This window comes from Bacteroides sp. D22 (assembly GCF_000163675.1).
In the GTDB taxonomy this organism is placed as follows: Bacteria; Bacteroidota; Bacteroidia; order Bacteroidales; family Bacteroidaceae; genus Bacteroides; species Bacteroides xylanisolvens.
Genome location: NZ_GG774796.1, coordinates 346,270 through 368,069 on the forward strand (window position 1 = coordinate 346,270; position 21,800 = coordinate 368,069).

Annotated in this window: 15 protein-coding genes and 2 tRNA genes; 13 read left to right on the forward strand and 4 right to left on the reverse strand. The window is 42.1% G+C overall.

Going from position 1 to position 21,800, the window contains the following annotated elements:
- Positions 1-55: 55 nt before the first annotated feature.
- Together HMPREF0106_RS21500 and HMPREF0106_RS21495 are read right to left on the reverse strand one after the other, a co-directional pair.
- Positions 56-129: transfer RNA gene (locus tag HMPREF0106_RS21500), tRNA-Asn, on the reverse strand.
- Positions 130-157: 28 nt separating this feature from the next.
- Positions 158-231 (reverse strand) — tRNA-Asn (locus tag HMPREF0106_RS21495).
- Between the two features lie 77 nt (positions 232-308).
- Between HMPREF0106_RS21495 and HMPREF0106_RS21490 the strand changes: the two genes are divergently transcribed.
- Together HMPREF0106_RS21490 and HMPREF0106_RS21485 are read left to right on the forward strand one after the other, a co-directional pair.
- Positions 309-1,298, forward strand: coding sequence for an adenosine kinase (locus HMPREF0106_RS21490; protein WP_009000957.1), 990 nt, complete (start codon positions 309-311; stop codon positions 1,296-1,298).
- 45 nt (positions 1,299-1,343) lie between these two features.
- Positions 1,344-3,032, forward strand: a complete 1,689-nt coding sequence (locus HMPREF0106_RS21485) for a S41 family peptidase (protein ID WP_004310710.1) — start codon at positions 1,344-1,346, stop codon at positions 3,030-3,032.
- Positions 3,033-3,174: 142 nt separating this feature from the next.
- On the opposite strand, the gene HMPREF0106_RS21480 is transcribed toward HMPREF0106_RS21485, so the two are convergent.
- Positions 3,175-4,374, reverse strand: coding sequence for a PAS domain-containing protein (locus HMPREF0106_RS21480; RefSeq protein WP_008646380.1), 1,200 nt, complete (start codon positions 4,372-4,374; stop codon positions 3,175-3,177).
- Positions 4,375-4,557: 183 nt separating this feature from the next.
- On the opposite strand from HMPREF0106_RS21480, the gene ahcY reads away from it, so the two are divergent.
- The 6 genes from ahcY (at position 4,558) to HMPREF0106_RS21450 (ending at position 13,987) form a co-directional block, all read left to right on the forward strand.
- Positions 4,558-5,976 (forward strand): adenosylhomocysteinase, encoded by a 1,419-nt coding sequence (gene ahcY, locus HMPREF0106_RS21475; protein ID WP_004302401.1) that lies wholly within the window; start codon positions 4,558-4,560, stop codon positions 5,974-5,976.
- Positions 5,977-6,127: 151 nt separating this feature from the next.
- Positions 6,128-8,641: a YfhO family protein gene (locus HMPREF0106_RS21470; RefSeq protein ID WP_009038945.1), complete on the forward strand. Its 2,514-nt coding sequence runs from the start codon at positions 6,128-6,130 to the stop codon at positions 8,639-8,641.
- Between the two features lie 282 nt (positions 8,642-8,923).
- Positions 8,924-10,255, forward strand: a complete 1,332-nt coding sequence (locus tag HMPREF0106_RS21465; RefSeq protein WP_009038946.1) for a TolC family protein — start codon at positions 8,924-8,926, stop codon at positions 10,253-10,255.
- A gap of 22 nt (positions 10,256-10,277) precedes the next feature.
- The gene (locus HMPREF0106_RS21460) at positions 10,278-11,369 is read left to right on the forward strand and encodes an HlyD family secretion protein (RefSeq protein ID WP_004296422.1); all 1,092 of its coding nucleotides are present in this window, start codon (positions 10,278-10,280) and stop codon (positions 11,367-11,369) included.
- A gap of 66 nt (positions 11,370-11,435) precedes the next feature.
- On the forward strand, positions 11,436-13,073 hold the full coding sequence (locus HMPREF0106_RS21455) for a hypothetical protein (protein ID WP_009038947.1): 1,638 nt from the start codon (positions 11,436-11,438) through the stop codon (positions 13,071-13,073).
- A gap of 38 nt (positions 13,074-13,111) precedes the next feature.
- Positions 13,112-13,987 (forward strand): helix-turn-helix domain-containing protein, encoded by an 876-nt coding sequence (locus tag HMPREF0106_RS21450; RefSeq protein WP_004302395.1) that lies wholly within the window; start codon positions 13,112-13,114, stop codon positions 13,985-13,987.
- Positions 13,988-13,991: 4 nt separating this feature from the next.
- Here HMPREF0106_RS21450 and upp read toward each other — a convergent pair whose 3' ends face one another.
- Entirely contained in the window at positions 13,992-14,645 is a 654-nt protein-coding gene (upp, locus tag HMPREF0106_RS21445; RefSeq protein ID WP_009038948.1) for a uracil phosphoribosyltransferase, read from the reverse strand.
- Positions 14,646-14,925: 280 nt separating this feature from the next.
- Between upp and pckA the strand changes: the two genes are divergently transcribed.
- The 5 genes from pckA to HMPREF0106_RS21420 all read left to right on the forward strand — a co-directional run bounded on the left by pckA (position 14,926) and on the right by HMPREF0106_RS21420 (position 21,711).
- A complete protein-coding gene (gene pckA / locus HMPREF0106_RS21440) occupies positions 14,926-16,533 on the forward strand; it encodes a phosphoenolpyruvate carboxykinase (ATP) (protein WP_004317539.1) in 1,608 nt (535 codons plus the stop codon).
- Positions 16,534-16,683: 150 nt separating this feature from the next.
- Positions 16,684-17,991, forward strand: a complete 1,308-nt coding sequence (locus HMPREF0106_RS21435) for a MutS-related protein (RefSeq protein ID WP_009038949.1) — start codon at positions 16,684-16,686, stop codon at positions 17,989-17,991.
- Positions 17,992-18,108: 117 nt separating this feature from the next.
- The gene (locus HMPREF0106_RS21430) at positions 18,109-20,601 is read left to right on the forward strand and encodes a glycosyl hydrolase family 95 catalytic domain-containing protein (protein ID WP_032850982.1); all 2,493 of its coding nucleotides are present in this window, start codon (positions 18,109-18,111) and stop codon (positions 20,599-20,601) included.
- A 31-nt stretch (positions 20,602-20,632) separates the two neighbouring features.
- A complete protein-coding gene (locus tag HMPREF0106_RS21425; RefSeq protein WP_009038951.1) occupies positions 20,633-21,190 on the forward strand; it encodes a chromate transporter in 558 nt (185 codons plus the stop codon).
- Positions 21,187-21,711: a chromate transporter gene (locus HMPREF0106_RS21420; protein WP_009038952.1), complete on the forward strand. Its 525-nt coding sequence runs from the start codon at positions 21,187-21,189 to the stop codon at positions 21,709-21,711. The genes HMPREF0106_RS21425 and HMPREF0106_RS21420 overlap by 4 nt, the downstream gene beginning before the upstream one ends.
- Positions 21,712-21,800: the final 89 nt, after the last annotated feature.

A 21,800-nucleotide genomic window follows, 5' to 3' on the forward strand; every position in this document is an offset into this window, starting at 1 on the left:
TGCTCTAACCGACTGACGCTAAGGAAGAATGTTTGCAATCAAGATTTCAACTTTGCTCTTCCTCTTGGACTTGAACCAAGGACCCTCTGATTAACAGTCAGATGCTCTAACCGACTGAGCTAAGGAAGAATGTTTGCAATCAAGATTTTCAACTTTGCTCTTCCTCTTGGACTTGAACCAAGGACCCTCTGATTAACAGTCAGATGCTCTAACCGACTGAGCTAAGGAAGAATGTTTTTCTCAATTGCGATGCAAAAGTACTAGGTTTTTTTGAAATATGCAATATCTTTGCAAAAAAAATATTAGGAATGGACAAAATAATAGGATTGGGCAACGCCCTGGTAGACGTACTCGCAACCCTGAAGGATGATACTCTTTTGGATGAAATGGGTTTACCCAAAGGAAGCATGCAGCTCATCGATGACGCTAAGTTACAGCAGATTAACACAAAATTTTCACAGATGAAAACCCACTTGGCAACAGGCGGATCGGCAGGAAATGCCATCCTCGGACTGGCTTGTTTGGGTGCTGGAACAGGGTTTATCGGAAAAGTGGGAAATGATAATTATGGAGAATTTTTTCGTGAAAATCTGCAGAAAAATAAGATTGAAGACAAATTATTGACCTCGGATCGACTGCCTTCCGGTGTGGCATCCACTTTTATTTCACCGGATGGAGAGCGCACTTTCGGAACCTATCTGGGAGCAGCGGCTTCTTTGAGAGCAGAGGAACTGACCTTGGATATGTTTAAAGGTTACGCGTACCTATTTATAGAAGGCTATCTTGTTCAGGACCACGAAATGATTCTTCACGCCATTGAACTGGCTAAAGAAGCCGGTTTGCAGATTTGTCTCGATATGGCTAGTTATAACATTGTGGCTAATGATCTGGAATTCTTCACCTTGTTAATAAACAAATATGTCGACATTGTCTTTGCAAACGAAGAGGAAGCGAAAGCCTTTACCGGCAAGGAGCCGGAGGAAGCTTTGAGAGTGATTGCCAAGAAATGCAGTATTGCTATTGTAAAAGTGGGGGCAAATGGTTCTTATATCCGCAAAGGGACAGAAGAAATAAAGGTTTCGGCCATTTCGGTTCAAAAAGTGGTAGATACTACCGGTGCCGGTGATTATTTTGCTTCCGGATTCTTATACGGATTGACTTGCGGATATTCGTTGGATAAATGTGCGAAAATAGGTTCTATTCTCTCGGGAAATGTTATTCAGGTAATCGGAACAACGATACCACAGGAACGTTGGGATGAAATTAAGTTAAATATTAACAGGATTCTGGCGGAATAACAAAGGATTGAGCTACTTTTACGACTCATTTAGATTGAAAGAGGTATGAAAAAATTGCTGAACAGGCAGATAGCTATTGTTGCAGTAGCGGTGATAGCAACAGTTGCTTTCTTTAGTTTCAAGAGTGGAGACGACCGTAATTTCCAGATTGCAAAGAATCTGGATATATTTAATGCGATTGTGAAAGAACTGGATATGTTCTATGTAGATACCATTGATCCGAATAAAACGATTCGGGAAGGAATCGATAATATGCTTTATACGCTGGATCCTTATACGGAATATTTCCCGGAAGAAGATCAGAGTGAACTGGAGCAGATGATTAAAGGATCATTTGGTGGGATGGGTTCTTACATTGCTTATAATACGAAACTAAAACGTTCGATGATTTCTGAACCTTTTGAGGGAACGCCTGCTGCAAAAGCCGGTCTGAAAGCGGGAGATATACTGATGGAGATTGACGGACAGGATCTTGCCGGTAAGAATAATGCGGAAGTCAGCCAGATGTTACGCGGACAGGCAGGTACCAGTTTTAAGCTAAAGATTGAGCGCCCGAATGAGAAAGGTGGACGTACGCCGATGGAGTTCACGATTGTACGTGAGTCTATTCAGAATCCGGCGATTCCTTATACTGCCGTATTGGATAATAATGTAGGTTACATTAGCCTTAGCACTTTTTCCGGCAACCCTTCCAAAGAGTTTAAGAAAGCATTTCTGGATTTGAAGAAACAGGGAGCTACTTCGTTGGTGATAGACCTCCGTAGTAATGGCGGTGGATTGCTGGATGAAGCAGTAGAAATTGCGAATTATTTCTTGCCGCGTGGAAAGGTGATTGTAACGACCAAAGGGAAAATCAAACAAGCTAGTAACACTTATAAGACATTGCGCGAGCCGTTGGACTTGGATATTCCGATTGCGGTATTGGTAAATAGTGGAACCGCTTCTGCTTCCGAAATCTTATCAGGTTCTCTGCAGGATCTCGACCGTGCCGTTATCGTTGGTAACCGTACCTTCGGAAAAGGACTGGTACAGGTTCCCCGCTCTTTGCCTTATGGCGGAACGATGAAAGTGACTACCTCCAAATATTATATTCCAAGTGGACGTTGTGTACAGGCTATTGACTACAAGCATCGTAATGAAGATGGAAGTGTAGGAACCATTCCTGACAGTTTGACTAAGGTATTCCATACGGCTGCCGGACGTGAAGTACGCGACGGAGGTGGTGTAATGCCGGATATTGTTATCAAACAGGAGAAATTACCGAATATCCTCTTCTATCTGGTACGCGATAATCTGATTTTTGATTATGCAACTCAGTATTGTTTGAAACATCCTACCATCGTTGCTCCGGAGAAGTTTGAGGTGACAGATGCCGATTATAATGATTTTAAAGCGTTGGTGAAGAAAGCTGATTTCAAATATGACCAGCAAAGCGAGAAAATTCTGAAAACGTTGAAAGAAGCTGCCGAGTTTGAAGGGTATATGGATGATGCTTCAGAGGAGTTCAAGGCACTTGAGAAGAAGTTAAATCATGATCTTGACCGCGACTTGGATTATTTCTCATCTGATATAAAGAAGATGATTGCTACTGAAATTATCAAGCGTTACTATTACCAACGTGGTAATATCATCCAGCAGTTGAAGGATGATGACGGTTTGAAGGAAGCGATGAAAATTCTGAATGATCCGGTGAAATATAAAGAAATGCTTAGTGCTCCGGCTGCTAAGGAATAAATGAATATATTTCAAACATAGATATATGCGGAAAACGCGGTTTTGTTACCAACAAGCCGCGTTTTCTGTATATCTATATTTAATTGTAAATAGTCATGTAAGGTCATGCCTGGACACAGATATTTGTGTCCTTAATCGATCTTTATTGACGAATCAAAGGTAGGGTAAAATAGAATCTGCTCCCCTGGCCTTCCTGGGAGCGCAACCAGATACGTCCACCCATCTTCTCTACTAACATTCTGCAAAGAGTTAATCCCAATCCTGTTCCCTGAACAAAATCGTCGACCTTTCCAAAGCGCCGGAAAATTGTGGCAATTCTTGCTGCCGGAATGCCGATGCCGCTATCTTTAACGTAGAACTCTACAAAATCCTCCTTTTCCCGATAGCCGAAATGAATTTCTCCTTTCGGGGTAAACTTCGTAGCGTTACTAAGCAAGTTACTTATAATTTGTATGATGCGATTCCAGTCTCCCGAAGTATACATGTCCGTATCTACGTCGTCCAGAATAAGTTTGACACCGTTTTGCGTCTTATGACAGAATTGTTGTTCCAGCTGCAGGCAGATATCTATTAATTTGATCGGGCGGATATTGAATTTTAGAGAATCAGCTTCAAGTGATGCCAGATCCAGAATATCATTGAATAGATTCAGCAGCATTTCCGAATTTCGTTCGATGATTTCCGAATATTGATTCTTCTCTTCTGCAGATGTTGCGTAAGTGATTAGTTTGGAGAATCCTACAATGGCATTGAGCGGGGTACGTATTTCATGACTCATGTTTGCCAGAAAAGCAGATTTCAATCGGTCCGACTCTTCCGCTTTGATTCTGGCAGCCTTTAGTTCTTTCTGTTGCTGGGCATTCGTCTGTTCCGCCTCCCATTGTTGGGATATATCACGGCACATACACAACAGATACTCTTTATCCAAAGGAAAGATACGGTTTTCGTAGTGATGTAAAACACCATTCAACATAAGATCGTGTCTGGCTGTTGAACTTTCTCCTGTGAGAATCACCTTATCCATATTCTTGCGGACACTTTCATAAGCCTCTTTGGGCAGAATGTCTTTTACGTTAGTGGTAGTGATATTGTTGGGGCTGATACCTTCTACGTGATTAGTTGCCGGAGAAGAAGCAAGCTCTATAATATTGGCGTCATGGTCGAAGACGGTGAGCATGTCAGGAAGAGCATCCAGTATCCGGGTACTATATTTATCACGAAAACGTCCTTTGGAGGGAGAGGAAGAATCTGAAGAATGAGAGGAAAGGAAATCTATTTTCTTCTCTAATTGTTCGATTATTTCTAAAAGATCCTCCTTTGTTTTGTTTTCGTAATTTCTCATAGAAGATTCATTATTATTCATTAGAATGTTGTAGAAGTTGTTTTATCTGTTGCAAATATAAAACAATATTCCGAGATGCTGACAGCCTCCCTAGTTATTATAATATAAAAAAAACGGATAGCTTTTGCCCTACTAATCAGAATGTTCTATCTTTGCATCCATTATATATAAATGATTTACAATATGTCTACAGAATTATTCTCTACTCTGCCCTATAAGGTGGCAGATATTACACTTGCTGATTTCGGACGCAAGGAAATCGATTTGGCAGAAAAAGAAATGCCCGGCCTGATGGCTCTTCGCGAAAAGTATGGAGAATCCAAACCGTTAAAAGGTGCCCGCATTATGGGGTCGTTGCACATGACCATTCAAACGGCTGTGCTGATTGAAACATTAGTGGCTTTAGGAGCTGAAGTACGTTGGTGCTCTTGTAATATATATTCAACGCAGGATCATGCTGCTGCTGCGATAGCTGCTGCCGGTGTACCGGTATTTGCATGGAAGGGCGAGACTCTTGCCGATTATTGGTGGTGCACGTTGCAGGCATTGAGCTTTGACGGCGGCAAGGGACCGAATGTGATTGTAGATGATGGCGGTGACGCGACAATGATGATCCACGTGGGTTATGATGCTGAAAATAATGCTGCCGTATTGGATAAGGAAGTACACGCGGAGGATGAAATAGAACTGAATGCTATCTTGAAGAAAGTGTTGGCAGAAGACAGTACTCGCTGGCATCGCGTAGCGGAAGAAGTGCGTGGCGTATCTGAAGAGACTACGACAGGCGTACACCGTTTGTATCAGATGCAGGAAGAAGGCAAATTGCTGTTCCCGGCATTCAATGTAAACGACTCGGTAACGAAATCTAAGTTTGATAATCTGTACGGTTGCCGCGAATCGTTGGCCGACGGAATCAAGCGTGCAACAGATGTGATGATTGCCGGAAAAGTAGTAGTGGTATGCGGTTATGGTGATGTGGGTAAAGGCTGTTCTCACTCCATGCGTTCTTATGGAGCGCGGGTGCTCGTGACGGAGGTAGACCCGATCTGTGCACTGCAGGCTGCAATGGAAGGTTTCGAAGTAGTGACGATGGAAGAGGCTTGTCTGGAAGGTAACATCTTCGTGACTACGACAGGTAATATCGATATTATCCGTATCGACCACATGGAGAAAATGAAAGACCAGGCTATCGTTTGCAACATCGGCCATTTCGATAATGAAATTCAGGTAGATGCTTTGAAACATTATCCGGGCATCAAATGTGTGAACATCAAACCACAAGTAGACCGTTATTATTTCCCGGATGGACATAGCATTATCTTGTTGGCCGACGGTCGTCTGGTAAATCTGGGATGTGCAACAGGACACCCGTCATTCGTGATGAGTAATTCATTTACCAATCAGACATTGGCGCAGATAGAACTGTTCAACAAGAAATATGATATCAATGTATATCGCTTGCCGAAGCATCTGGACGAGGAAGTGGCTCGCCTGCATCTTGAAAAGATCGGTGTGAAACTGACTAAGCTGACTCCCGAACAGGCCGCTTATATTGGTGTATCGGTGGACGGACCTTATAAAGCAGATCATTATAGATACTAATTTGATTTACGATTAGACGATTTACCATTTACGATTGATAAATAAGGGAGATTGATATTCCACTGTTATCAATTGTAAATGTTAGATTGTCCGGTCGTATTTATTTTTATATTCAAACTTCAATCGTAAATAGTAAATCGTGTCATCGTAAATGAAAAAGTTTCTTCCTGACTTAATAGCCATTCTGGCTTTTATCATTCTTTCTTTCGCCTATTTTTTTCCGGCTGATATCGAAGGTCGTATCTTGTTTCAGCATGACACGGCTGCCGGAGTCGGTGCAGGACAAGAATCGAAAGAGTATCTCGAGCGTACCGGAGAACGTACGCGCTGGACAAACTCGATTTTTGGAGGTATGCCTACTTATCAGATGTCTCCGAGTTACGACTCGACAACGTCCCTGAAAGGGGTGGAGAAGGTTTATCGCCTCTTTCTCCCGGATTATGTAGTGCTGACTTTTATCATGATGCTGGGATTCTATATCCTCTTGCGGGCGTTTGGAATATCGGCCTGGCTGGCAGGATTAGGCGGAGTGATATGGGCATTCTCTTCCTATTTCTTCATTCTGATACCGTCAGGGCATATTTGGAAGTTTGTGACATTGGCTTATATACCACCTACGATTGCAGGTGTCGTTCTGGCTTACCGGAAGAAATACCTGTTGGGCGGAATCGTTACGGCCCTGTTCATCGCCCTTCAGATTCAGTCGAATCACATTCAGATGAGCTATTATTTCATGTTTGTGATTCTGTTTTTTGTAGGAGCGTACTTTGAAGATGCTTATAAAAAGAAAGAACTGCCCCATTTCTTCAAGGCCAGCGCAATTTTGGCATTGGCTGCCGTGGTAGGAGTTTGTATCAATATCTCCAATCTGTATCATACTTATGAATATAGTAAGGAGACGATGCGCGGCAAGAGCGAATTGAAGCAGGAGGGCGCTGCGGCTAGCCAGGCAAGTAGCGGGTTGGACCGTGACTACATAACCAACTGGAGTTATGGTATCGGCGAGACATTGACGTTGCTGGTTCCGAACGTAAAGGGAGGAGGATCAGGGGCTACGATGTCGCAAAGCGAAGTTGCTATGGCAAAGGCCAATCCAATGTATAGCGGCATTTATTCGCAGTTGCCGCAATATTTCGGTGAGCAACCGTGGACAGCCGGTCCTGTATATGTCGGGGCATTTGTGATGTTCCTGTTCGTATTGGGTTGTTTCATTGTGAAAGGTCCTCTGAAATGGGCATTGCTAGGAGCTACTATTTTCTCGATTCTGCTTTCATGGGGAAAGAATTTCATGGGATTGACGGACTTCTTTATCGATTACGTCCCGATGTACAATAAGTTCCGTGCCGTATCTTCCATTCTGGTGATTGCTGAATTTACCATTCCTTTGTTGGCGATTTTTGCCTTGAAAGAGATTTTGAGCAAACCGGATACGCTAAAGTTGAAAGAGAACCGTGGAGGGGTGGTTGCCACTTTGGTACTGACTGCTGGTGTTGCGTTGGTTTTAGCTGTTGCTCCGGGTGCTTTCTTCTCCGGTTTTATTACGACACAAGAGATGGCTGCTTTGAAACAAGCACTTCCAGCCGAACATTTGGCTCCGTTTGTGGCAAACCTGACTGAAATGCGTGAAGCTATTATTGCTTCGGACGCATGGCGTAGTTTCTTTATTATAATGATTGGTTGCCTGTTTTTATTCTTATATCAACAGCGGAAGTTGAAAGCTTCTTTCACATTGGCTGGTATTGCGCTTTTATGTTTGATAGATATGTGGAGCATTAATAAACGCTATTTGAATGACGAACAGTTTGTGCCGAAATCCAAACAGACAGAAGCGTTTGTTAAAACACAGGCGGATGAGATGATCCTTCAGGATACTACTTTAAATTATCGTGTGTTGAACTTTATAGGCTTCCCCGGTAATACGTTTAATGAAAACAACACGGCATACTGGCATAAGAGTGTCGGTGGTTATCATGCAGCGAAGCTCCGTCGCTATCAGGAAATGATCGATCATCATATCATGCCCGAAATGCAGGAAACCTATCAGGCGGTGGCTACTGCCGGCGGACAGATGGACAGTGTAGACGCTTCCAAATTCCGTGTACTGAATATGCTGAATACAAAATACTTCATTTTCCCTGCCGGCGAGCAAGGGCAGGCTGTTCCTGTGGTAAATCCTTATGCATACGGTAATGCATGGTTCGTAGATAAGGTGCAGTATGTAAATAATGCAAATGAAGAAATCGACGCTTTGAATGATATTCTTCCAACGGAAACAGCCGTAGTGGATGTGAAGTTTAAAGAACAATTGAAAGGTGTGACAGAAGGATATAAAGATTCTCTATCTACCATCCAGTTGACTAGTTACGAGCCGAATCGTTTGGTCTACAAGGCTTCCACTCCTAAAGACGGAGTTGTTGTCTTCTCCGAAATATATTATCCGGGATGGCAGGCGACTATTGACGGTCAGCCTGTCGATATTGCCCGTGCAGATTATATCTTGCGTGCGATAAATGTACCGGCAGGGGAACATACCATCGAAATGTGGTTTGATCCACAAAGCATACAGGTTACAGAAAGTATTGCTTATGCGGCACTGACTTTGTTGTTGATCGGAGTTATAATCTTTGCGTTGATGCAGCGCAGCAAGATAGCGAAGAAGCCTTAAGCGAAATGTAATAGTCATTAACCTTCATGATGTATTGTAAGGTTGTAAAATAAGGGCGGCACTCCTCCTCACAAAGAGCGCCGCCCTTATTTTACATTCACTAAAAAAATATGAAAAAACAAACGCTGTTCATAGAAACATATTAAGTGTAATGTTTTTGAGAGTAGTTGTTTATTGTTTGTTCATTGAAAAAGGAAAATATGAATATAAACAAATAGTTTGTGGATAGTCTTATTATGCTGTAAGCTACTAAATTTGTAGCCAATAATAGAGCATTATGTTATGAAAAGACTACTATTCATTTTTTCCTTTTTTTTCTTGTTCGTGTTACGTGGGAACACACAGGAGGTAGAGATTCTGACATTAGAGGATTGTCTCCGCATTGGTATTGACAATAACTTGTCGTTAGAAGGGAAACGTAAAGAAATACAAAAAAGTAAATATGGCGTATCTGAAAACCGTTCGAAGCTGTTGCCGCAAATAAATGCGATAGCCGGTTATAGTAACAATTTTGATCCTCCGGTGTCCGTCACAGACGGATCATCTTACGGTGTTCCTTATAATATAACGCAGACGCTGCAACATTCTGCTAATGCAGGACTGGAAATGCAGATGCCGCTTTTCAATCAGACTCTTTATACTTCTATGTCCATAGCTAAAGTGATGGAAGAAATCAGTCGTCTGTCTTATGGAAAAGCCAGGGAAGATGTTATTCTTCAAATCAGTAAGATGTATTATCTCGGACAGGTCACGGCCGAACAAATCATGCTGATAAAAGCTAATATCACCCGTCTGGAGGAATTGAGAGATATTACACAGGCTTTCTTCGATAACGGAATGTCTATGGAAGTCGATCTGAAAAGAGTCAATATCAATTTGGAAAATCTGAAGGTGCAATATGACAATGCACAAGCAATGATGAAACAGCAATTGAATATGCTGAAATACATTATGGATTATCCGGCTGAAAAGGAAATCGCGCTGACACCGGTAAATACCGATAGCATTACTACGGTAGCCCTGACCGGCTTGTCGGAAAATATCTATGAACTTCAACTCTCACAATCGCAAGTGCAACTGGCGGAACGGCAAAAGAAGATCATTACTAATGGATATATCCCTTCTCTTAGTCTGACAGGTAGCTGGCGATATGCTGCATATACGGATAAAGGTTATCATTGGTTCCACTCCGGTCCGTCCAATCAATGGTTTCGTTCCTATGGAGTGGGGCTAACCTTGCGTATTCCGATTTTCGACGGACTGGATAAAACCTATAAAATAAAGAAGGCGATGATCGATATAGAGAACAAAAGGCTGGCATGGGAAGATGCCCGGAAGAATCTGCAAACTCAATATCTGAATGCTGTGAACGACCTGATGAACAATCAGCGTAACTTTAAGAAACAGAAGGATAACTACTTGCTTGCCGAAGATGTGTACGCAGTCACTTCCGACCGTTACCGGGAAGGCATTGCTTCTATGACGGAAGTGCTGCAAGATGAAATGCAGATGAGCGAAGCTCAAAACAACTATATCAGCGCACATTATAACTATCGGGTGACTAACCTGATGCTGCTTAAACTGACCGGACAAATAGAATCATTAGTCAAATAATACGCAAATAACAATCATAAATATGGAAACAATGGAAAATAACCTTCCTTCCGCTACTCATCAGGAGAAAGCAAAAAAAATGAAGAAACTTCGTCGCTGGCAGATTGCTATCAGCCTTTTCGGAGTGGCTATTATTGTTTGGGGAGTGATTGAAGTGATCTGCCTTTTTTTGAATTATAGCCAGACGGAGACTAGTAACGATGCACAAATAGAACAATATGTGTCTCCTATCAATCTACGTGCTTCAGGTTACATTGACAAAATCTACTTTACAGAACATCAGGAGGTACATAAAGGAGATACTTTGCTGGTACTGGATGATCGTGAATATAAAATTCGCGTAATGGAGGCTGAAGCTGCCTTGAAGGATGCGCAAGCCGGTGCGACCGTCATCAATGCTACACTCAATACCACGCAGACAACAGCATCTGTTTACGATGCGTCTATTGCCGAGATTGAAGTACGGTTGGCGAAACTGGAAAAAGACCGGAAACGATATGAGAACCTCGTGAAACGAAATGCGGCTACTCCTATCCAACTTGAACAGATTGTCACTGATTATGAAGCTACGCGTAAGAAGCTGGAAGCTACGAAAAGGCAGAAAAAAGCAGCTCTTTCCGGTGTAGATGAAGTGTCCTACCGTCGCATGAATACCGAAGCGGCTATTCAAAGAGCAACAGCTGCGCTTGAAATGGCTCGGTTGAATCTTTCCTATACGGTTGTAATAGCTCCTTGTGACGGAAAGCTCGGTCGTCGCTCATTAGAGGAAGGACAGTTTATTTCGGCAGGGCAGACCATCACCTATATTCTTCCCGATACCCAGAAATGGATCGTTGCCAATTATAAGGAGACACAAATCGAGAACCTGCATATCGGACAGGAAGTATTTGTCACAGTAGATGCCATTAGCGATAAAGAGTTTAAAGGCAAAGTCACCTCTATATCAGGAGCTACCGGATCTAAATATTCATTAGTGCCGACGGATAATTCGGCAGGTAATTTTGTGAAGATTCAGCAACGTATTCCCGTACGAATCGATTTCACCGATTTATCGAAAGAAGATAACGAACGATTAGCAGCAGGCATGATGGTAGTAGTGAAAGCCAGACTCTAATCCCTCCGCCTCTTCTGTCTATATACAGTGCCTTATAATTTTTAATTTATATTTTTAATTAGTCCGATGCCCTCTTATCCTAAAAATTATCCTTTCTATGGTTGGATGCCCAAGCCGTTGGGTATTATCATTCTGTTATTTTTCTTTCTGCCGATTCTTACGGTAGGCGGGGTTTATTCGGTGAATAGCACCGAAATGATGAGCGGGCTTGGCATAATATCCGAGCATATCCAGTTTGCCAACTTTGTTACTTCTATTGGTATGGCAGCCTTTGCTCCTTTCCTATATCAGTTGGTGTGTGTACGGCGGGAGAAGATGATGTGTATTGTCGGGTTTGCGTTCATGTATATATTCAGTTATATCTGTGCAAAGACAGACAGCGTTTTTCTGTTGGCGCTTTGTAGTCTTCTGACGGGTTTCTTGCGTATGGTACTGATGATGGTCAATCTGTTCACACTTATTTGGTATGCGGGTGGAATGGAAGCTACCCGCAATATTACTCCGGGGTTGGAGCCGAAAGATACTGCCGGTTGGAATAAATTGGACATTGAAAGATGTGTGAGTCAGCCGGCTGTTTATCTGTTTTTTATGATTCTAGGACAGTCGGGCACAGCATTGACGGCTTGGCTGTCCTTTGAATATGAGTGGAAATATGTGTATTACTTTATGATGGGGATTCTCCTGATCTCTATTTTGCTCTTGTTTATTACCATGCCGAATTATAAGTTTCCCGGAAGGTTTCCTATTAATTTCCGTAAGTTCGGCAATGTCACTGCATTTTGCATCTCGCTGACTTGTCTCACGTATGTGCTGGTTTATGGAAAAGTACTCGACTGGTATGATGACGAATCTATCCGTTGGGCGACAGCTGTAAGTATTCTGTTTGCGGGAATTTTTCTATATATGGACGTAACGCGCCGGTCGCCTTATGTTTTGCTGGATGCGTTCAAACTGCGTACTATACGTATGGGAGCATTACTTTACTTATTATTGATGGTGATAAACTCCAGTGCTATGTTTGTCAATGTGTTTGCAGGAGTGGGGATGCATCTCGATAATCTGCAAAATGCTTCATTAGGTAATTGGTGTATGGTAGGTTATGCTATTGGCGCCGTGATTGCTATGGTGTTGGGAGGTAAAGGGATACATTTTAAGTATCTGTTTGCGATGGGATTCTTCTTCCTGTCTTTATCAGCTGTTTTCATGTATTTCGAGGTACAGACTGCAGGAGTTTACGAGCGTCTGAAATATGCAGTTATCATCCGTGCCACAGGCATGATGATTCTGTATGCGCTGACGGCTGCTTATGCCAATCAACGTATGCCTTTTAAATATCTTTCCACCTGGATCTGTATTATGCTTACTGTGCGTATGGTTGTGGGACCGAGTATTGGCGGAGCAATTTATACAAATGTTTTGCAAGAGCGGCAACAACACTATATAACCCGTTATGCGCAAAATGTGGACCTGCTTAATCCGGATGCTTCCACTTCCTTCCTTGGTACGGTACAGGGTATGAAATATCAGGGAAAGAGTGAGACGGAAGCCCGTAACATGGCTGCTATATCTACCAAAGGGCGTATTCAGGTGCAGGCCACGCTCTCTGCACTCAAAGAGATGGCGGGATGGACAATTTATGGTGGGTTAATTTGTATGATATTTGTGCTCGTTGTTCCTTATCCTAAACGAAAATTGCTAACTTAGCGTCGTTTTTGATAATGATCTGTTAATATATTAGTATGATGGATAGCGGACAAGATCGTTTATTGCAGTTTGATCGCGATTTATTAAGTGGGAAAAATATATGTAGTTCCGAAGGGATATTTGTAAATTTTCCACCCTCACTGAAGAAACCTTTTCAAATGAAAGGGCTGGGGCTGATTATTTGCCGCCAGGGTAATTTCCAGTTTTCGCTTAATCAGAAAAAGCATTTCGCAGGAGCAGGCGAAAGTTTGTTTATTCCCGAAGACGGCGAGTTTCAGGTTTTGCAAGAGTCGGAAGACATGGAGGTGCGGATTTTGATCTATCAGATAGAACCGATCCGGGATATTATGGGGAATCTGGTTGTTTCCATGTATATGTATTCCCGCCTTACTCCCGAAGAACCTTCTTGTGTATGGTCTACTGGTGAGGAAGAAGAGATTGTAAAGTATATGTCCTTATTGGACAATGTGTTACAGTCGGAAGAAAATTCATTTAAACTTTATGAGCAGAAATTACTTCTACTTGCATTGACGTACAGGATTTGCTCTATTTATAATCGCAAACTCGTCAATGACGGGCGGGAAGTGGGAGGACGCAAAAATGAAGTCTTTATTCACTTGATCCAGTTAATCGAAAAATATTATATGCAGGAACGGGGTGTTGAGTTTTATGCGGATAAATTGTGTTTGTCTCCTAAATATCTTTCTGCCGTTTCTAAGAGTATCTGCGGATATACCGTGCAGGAACTTGTATTCAAAGCTATCATTCGTAAGAGCATCTCATTGCTTAAAAATACGCAGAAAGATATTCAGGAGATTTCAAATGCCTTCGGCTTCCCCAATGCTTCTTATTTCGGTACGTTCTTTAAGAAGCAGGTTGGGGTTTCACCGCAGCAATATCGGAAGAATCTTTAAACGTTTATTCTTTTTCACCATAGGCAAGATCGCCTGCATCGCCCAGTCCCGGAACAATGTAAGAATGTTCGTTGAGTTCGGGATCGATGGCTGCGCACCAGATTGTTGTCTTGTCTTCAGGAAATACATTCTTTATATGATCGATAGCCTTTTGGCTGGCGATAATCGAAGCAACATGAATTTCGGCAGGGTGTCCTTTGGTCAGCATTGCCTGGTAACTAAGTTCCATACTCCCTCCTGTTGCCAGCATAGGGTCGGTGATAATCAGCGTTTTGTCATCAATGCGGGGAGAAGCGATATATTCTATATGTATATCGAATTTTAGCGTATCTTTATATTTGCGGTAAGCGGAAACAAACGCATTCTCCGCCCTGTCGAAATAGCTAAGGAAACCTTGATGGAAAGGCAGACCAGCACGCAGGATCGTACTGATTACTAAATTGTTGTCCGGTGTACTGACCGGAGCGATTCCCAGTGGTGTCTGGATGTTCTTTACCGAGTATTTAAACTCTTTACTCATTTCATAAGCCATGATTTCTCCGATCCGTTCGATGTTACGGCGGAAACGCAGGCGGTCGTTCTGAACTTCTACATTTCTAATTTCGGATATGTACTGGTTTAGAATCGAATTAGTTTGGCCAAAATCAATTACTTTCATATTATATTTTAATCAAATTTTAATCTCATTTTCATAGTATTGATAACATACTGGCTTGCAAAGTAAACGATAATCTTTCAAATTGCAATATTCAGTTTGCAGATATTGTTAGGAATTTATAAAAGAGTTTCAATTAGGGAAAAATTTCTCTAATACCTTCTTCCTTTCCAAAGAAAGTATTACTTTTGTAGCCGGATTTACAAGGGGGTATCCAAAGCTCCCCATGTTAAGGTGAAAAGAGATAGAAAACAAAATACCAATTTTAATTAATTCAAAGAAAATGGCAAATTTAGATTTAAGCAAGTACGGCATCACAGGTGTGACTGAGATTTTGCACAATCCGTCTTATGATGTTTTGTTCGCTGAGGAAACAAAACCGAGTCTGGAAGGCTTTGAAAAAGGTCAAGTTACTGAATTAGGCGCTGTGAATGTAATGACAGGTATCTACACCGGTCGTTCTCCTAAAGATAAATTCTTCGTTAAGAATGAAGCTTCTGCTGATTCTGTATGGTGGACTTCCGAAGAATATAAAAACGATAACAAACCATGTACTGAAGAAGCTTGGGCTGACTTGAAAGCTAAAGCTGTAAAACAACTTTCCGGCAAACGTTTGTTCGTTGTTGATACTTTCTGTGGTGCTAACGAAGCTACTCGTATGAAAGTACGTTTCATCATGGAAGTAGCTTGGCAGGCTCATTTCGTAACTAACATGTTCATTCGCCCGACTGCTGAAGAACTTGCTAACTACGGAGAACCTGATTTCGTATGTTTCAACGCTTCTAAAGCAAAAGTTGACAACTACAAAGAACTGGGCTTGAACTCTGAAACTGCTACAGTATTCAACCTGAAGACTAAAGAACAAGTAATCCTGAATACTTGGTACGGTGGTGAAATGAAGAAAGGTATGTTCTCTATCATGAACTACATGAACCCGCTTCGTGGTATCGCTTCTATGCACTGCTCTGCTAACACTGATATGGAAGGAACTAGCTCTGCTATCTTCTTCGGATTGTCTGGTACAGGTAAGACTACTTTGTCTACTGACCCGAAACGTAAATTGATCGGTGACGACGAACACGGATGGGATAACGAAGGTGTATTCAACTACGAAGGTGGTTGCTACGCTAAGGTTATCAACTTGGATAAAGAAAGCGAACCAGATATCTACAATGCTATCAAACGTGACGCTTTACTTGAAAACGTAACTGTTGACGCTAACGGTAAGATTGATTTCACTGACAAGAGCGTGACTGAAAACACTCGTGTTTCTTATCCTATCTATCACATCGAAAACATCGTTAAACCGGTTTCTAAAGGTCCTCACGCAAAACAAGTTATCTTCTTGTCGGCTGATGCGTTCGGTGTATTGCCTCCAGTATCTATCCTGAACCCGGAACAGGCTCAATACTACTTCTTGTCTGGATTTACAGCTAAATTGGCTGGTACGGAACGTGGTATCACTGAACCGACTCCGACATTCTCGGCTTGTTTCGGTGCTGCTTTCTTGTCATTGCACCCAACTAAATATGCAGAAGAACTGGTTAAGAAGATGGAGATGACTGGTGCTAAAGCATACTTGGTTAACACTGGATGGAATGGTTCTGGTAAACGTATCTCTATCAAAGATACTCGTGGTATTATCGACGCTATCCTTGACGGTTCTATCGACAAAGCTCCTACTAAGGTTATTCCTTTCTTCGACTTTGTTGTTCCTACAGAACTTCCGGGTGTTGATCCGAAGATCCTTGACCCACGCGACACTTACGAATGTGCTTGCCAATGGGAAGAAAAAGCTAAAGATTTGGCTGGACGTTTCATCAAGAACTTCGCTAAATTTACTGGTAACGAAGCTGGTAAGGCTTTGGTTGCTGCTGGTCCGAAACTCTAATTGGAGAATCAGATATAATATGGAAGGCGGTTCGATTTCGAACCGCCTTTTTTATTGCTATACTGTGTCTTTCTATGAAAAGGAATACTGTCTGTTTAGTTTTTTTTCCTATATTTGTCAAAACGAGACTATTTACTTTTAAAGACAGCTATGACGTATCTGGATACAGACAAACAGACCTATGCGGATTTAAGCATAACGGAGACTGCAAACAATGAGCAGTTTCTTTTCTCTTTGTTTTCTAAAACAGAGACGAAAGAAGGAAAATCATTGATGATGAACTGGGTTATGTATCCGCTAAGTGATTTGGATATGATCCGCAAAAGGCAGGAGGCTGTTGCGTGGGATGCTTTACCTGAACTTCTTTTGAATGAAGAAGAACTGGATTTTATTGAATATTATCTGGCTTATCGCGACCAGATCAGGGAAGCACACGTCTTACTGTCATGTGCTACTGTCATAGATCGCCTGTTGAGATATGATTCAACCCGTTATGTTATTTGTCGGGGAGTGAAATTGGTAATACATTTGCTGCATTGTTTGGAGAGGTGGGCGAAAGAATTGGATGAGGATGCCCCACAATTGATGAAGGAGTCAGCCCGTATGGTGAATGATATTTTGTCCGGAAGTGAATTAGGTGAAGTCTTGGAACAGACTTCTGGCGAAGAAAGGCGGCTATCTAATTATACGATAGATAAATACGATTATCTATTTCGATGTACCCGTTTGTTGTCTTTGAAAGAATTATTATCAGTTTTGTATTTATTGGATGTCTGTCGGACAGCCCACCGGGTAGCGAGAGAGAAAAATTTCTGTTGTACACCGAAAGTGGTGGAAACAATGGATTTTTCGGTTGAGGGTGTAGTTCATCCTTTTGTGAAAAATGTACGGGAGAATAGCTGGGTGATGTCTCGGGGAAATATCAGTATTTTTACGGGTTCTAACATGGCGGGAAAGTCAACCACTTTAAAAGCACTGACTTTGGCTGTCTGGCTGGCGCATTGTGGACTGCCTGTCCCGGTGAAGTCAATGGTTTGTCCTCTTTACGAAGGTATTTATACTTCTATTAATTTGCCGGACTCTTTGCGTGACGGGCGAAGCCATTTCATGGCAGAGGTTCTTCGTATAAAAGAAGTGATGCAAAAAGCGCTTACAGGAAAACGTTGTTTGGTCGTTTTGGATGAAATGTTTCGCGGAACTAACGCTAAGGATGCTTTTGAGGCTTCTCTTGCAGTCAATGAATTATTGAAAAGATTCTCTTGTTGCCATTTCCTTATATCAACTCATATTCTGGAGTATGCGAAAGCATTTGAAAAAGATCCTGCCTGTTGTTTTTATTATATGGAAGCGGAAATTATTGACGATGCATTTGTTTGTCATCATCGGCTATTGCAGGGGATTTCGGAGGCTAGGGTAGGATATTGGGTCGTGAAAAAACTACTGGCCGGTTTGATATAGTTTCACCTTATTATTGTGTCCATTAAGACAGTATTTTATTTTTATTAAAGGCATATTTTGATTACTTTTGTACAAACCATATACGAGAGAATAATCTTGAATAATAATGCGACAACCATGAAGAAACTCTATTTCTTTCTTATCTGCTCTTTGTTTCTTGTCTCCGGACTTTACGCGGGTGAAACTGATTATACCCAAGGACTTTCCATCTGGTTTGATACTCCCAATACTTTGCAGGGGTATGCCGTGTGGTATGGGGGAAGACCGGATCTGTGGAAAGGTGGTGATAAACCGGAAACAGCAGGAAATGCAGGTCATAATCCGGATCCCGCTTGGGAATCGCAATCATTACCGATAGGGAATGGTAGTTTAGGTGCGAATATCATGGGGTCGGTGGAAGCTGAACGTATTACCTTTAACGAAAAAACGCTTTGGCGTGGCGGCCCGAATACGGCGAAAGGAGCGGACTATTATTGGAATGTCAATAAACAGTCGGCTCATCTTTTAGATGAAATACGTAAGGCATTTACGGAAGGAAATCAGGAAAAGGCTGAAATGCTGACACGTCAAAACTTCAACAGTGAGGTGTCTTATGATGCTGACGGAGAAACACCTTTCCGTTTCGGCAGTTTTACTACCATGGGAGAGTTTTATGTAGAAACGGGATTGAATATTATAGGGATGAGTGACTATAAACGTATTCTTTCTTTGGACTCTGCAATGGCAGTTGTTCAGTTTAAAAAGGATCATGTGGTTTATCAGCGCAATTATTTCATTTCTTATCCTGCCAATGTGATGGTGATGCGTTTCAGTGCGGATCAACCGGGTAAACAAAACTTGGTTTTCAGTTATGCGCCTAATCCGGTGTCTACCGGGAATATGGCTTCTGACGGTAATAAAGGACTGGTGTATTCCGCATCTCTGGACAATAACGGAATGAAATACGTCGTTCGTATTCAGGCGGAGACAAAAGGCGGAACCTTGTTTAATGCAGATGGAAAACTGACGGTGAAAGGTGCGGATGAAGTAGTGTTTTATATTACGGCTGATACTGATTATAAACCTAACTTTGATCCGGATTTTAAAGATCCGAAGACGTATGTGGGTGTCAATCCGGAAGAAACAACCAAGGAATGGATGAATAACGCAGTGTCACAGGGGTATACTGCTTTGTTTAGTCAGCATTACAATGATTATGCTGCTTTGTTCAACCGGGTTAAATTGAACCTGAATCCGGCGATCAAGGGAAGAAATCTGCCGACTCCCCAGCGTTTGAAAAACTACCGGGCAGGACAGCCGGATTATGATCTGGAAGAATTATATTTTCAATTCGGCCGCTATCTGTTGATTTCAAGTTCCCGTCCGGGCAATATGCCGGCGAATTTGCAGGGTATCTGGCATAATAATGTTGATGGACCGTGGCGTGTGGACTATCATAATAATATCAATATTCAGATGAATTATTGGCCGGCTTGCTCCACTAACCTGAATGAATGTATGCTTCCATTGGTCGATTTCATTCGTACGCTGGTAAAACCGGGCGAAAAGACCGCGAAATCTTATTTCGGTGCCAGAGGATGGACGGCATCTATTTCCGGCAATATATTCGGATTTACTACTCCGTTGGAAAGTCAGGATATGTCGTGGAACTTCAATCCGATGGCAGGTCCCTGGCTGGCTACTCATATCTGGGAGTATTATGATTATACAAGAGATCTTACATTCCTGAAAGAAACGGGTTATGAGTTGATAAAAAGTAGTGCGGACTTTGCTGTCGATTATTTGTGGCATAAACCGGATGGAACATATACGGCTGCTCCATCTACTTCGCCGGAACATGGCCCTATCGATCAGGGTGCTACCTTTGTGCATGCTGTTGTACGTGAGATTCTGCTGGATGCAATCGAGGCGAGCAAAGTGTTGGGCATAGATAAGAAAGAACGTAAGCAGTGGGAGCATGTGCTTGCCAATCTCGTTCCTTATAAAATAGGACGGTATGGTCAGTTGATGGAATGGTCGGTAGATATTGATGATCCGAAAGACGAGCATCGGCATGTGAATCATTTGTTCGGACTGCATCCGGGGCATACGGTTTCTCCGGTCACCACTCCCGAACTGGCGAAAGCTGCTAAAGTAGTACTGGTGCATCGTGGTGACGGGGCTACCGGTTGGAGTATGGGCTGGAAGTTGAATCAATGGGCGCGTTTGCAAGATGGTAATCATGCTTATACCTTGTTTGGCAATTTGTTGAAGAACGGTACGCTGGATAATTTGTGGGATACACATTCGCCTTTCCAGATTGACGGAAACTTTGGCGGAACAGCCGGTATTACCGAGATGTTGCTTCAAAGTCATATGGGTTTTATTCAGTTGCTGCCTGCTTTGCCGGATGCATGGAAGGAAGGCTCTGTTAGTGGTATCTGTGCAAAGGGAAATTTTGAAGTGGATATGGTTTGGGAGAATAATCAGCTGAAAGAAGCTGTGGTTCATTCCAATGCGGGAGGAAACTGTGTGATAAAGTATGCTGATAAGACTCTTTCTTTTAAAACGGTGAAAGGGCGTAGTTACCGGATTGAATATGATGTGACTAAAGGACTTATTAGACAGTAAATAGAAAATATCGGAAAATTAGAAAGTAGGAATGGTATTAGAGTATTTGAAATTGTTCGTGACGTTTGCGAAGATTGGAATGTTTACTATTGGTGGCGGTTATGCCATGATTCCGTTGATTGAACGGGAGATCGTTGCCAAACAGTGGATGAGTAAGGAAGAATTTATGGAGATGTTTGCCTTGACGCAGTCACTACCGGGTGTGTTTGCTGTGAATATTTCTATTTTTGTAGGATATAAGTTGTATAAAGTGGGTGGGAGCCTGGTATGTGCTTTGGCTACGATTCTTCCCTCCTTTGTTATTATGATGCTGATAGCCATGTTTTTTGCACAGTTTCAAGATAATGAGGTAATGATTCGCATCTTTAATGGAATACGTCCTGCCGTGGTAGCGTTGATTCTGTTTCCTTGTATTTCTGCTGTAAGAGCTCTGAAACTGAAATACCTTCAGTTGGTTGCTCCTGCCATAGCTACTCTTTTGATTTGGCAGTTTGGACTGTCTCCTATTTATATTGTATTGGCAGGAATTCTGGGAGGATTGGTATATACATTGTGGTTGAAAGAAAAAATAATGAATAAAGAGGTATGATATATTTGCAATTACTTTGGGTGTATCTTAAAATAGGTATGTTCGGTTTTGGAGGTGGATATGCGATGCTTTCCCTTATTCAACATGAGATAGTGGATATTCATCATTGGCTGACTCCCCAACAGTTTACGGATGTGGTGGCGATTTCGCAAATGACTCCGGGGCCGATTGGTATCAATAGTGCTACTTATGTAGGGTATGCGGTAACGCAAAGCGTGTGGGGAGCGGTGCTAGCTACGGTAGCGGTTTGTTTACCTTCTTTTATTCTGGTGTTGCTCATTTCTTATTTCTTTGCGAAGTGCAAGGATAACAAGTATATTAAGGCGGCTATGTCCGGACTGTTACCTATGTCGGTTGCTCTGATTGCTTCGGCTGCATTACTTATGATGAATAGAGAAAATTTTATGGACTATAAAAGTATCGGTATTTTTGCGGTAGCCTTTTGGGTTACATGGAAATGGAATCTTCACCCTATCCTGTTGATTTGTCTGGCGGGTGTGGTAGGATTGTTGTTGTATTAGTAATGCTTGTGATACTTGCAGAAAAAAAATAAAATCCCGGTAAAACACTGCGTTTCACCGGGATTTCTATTATAATATAATGAAAGAAT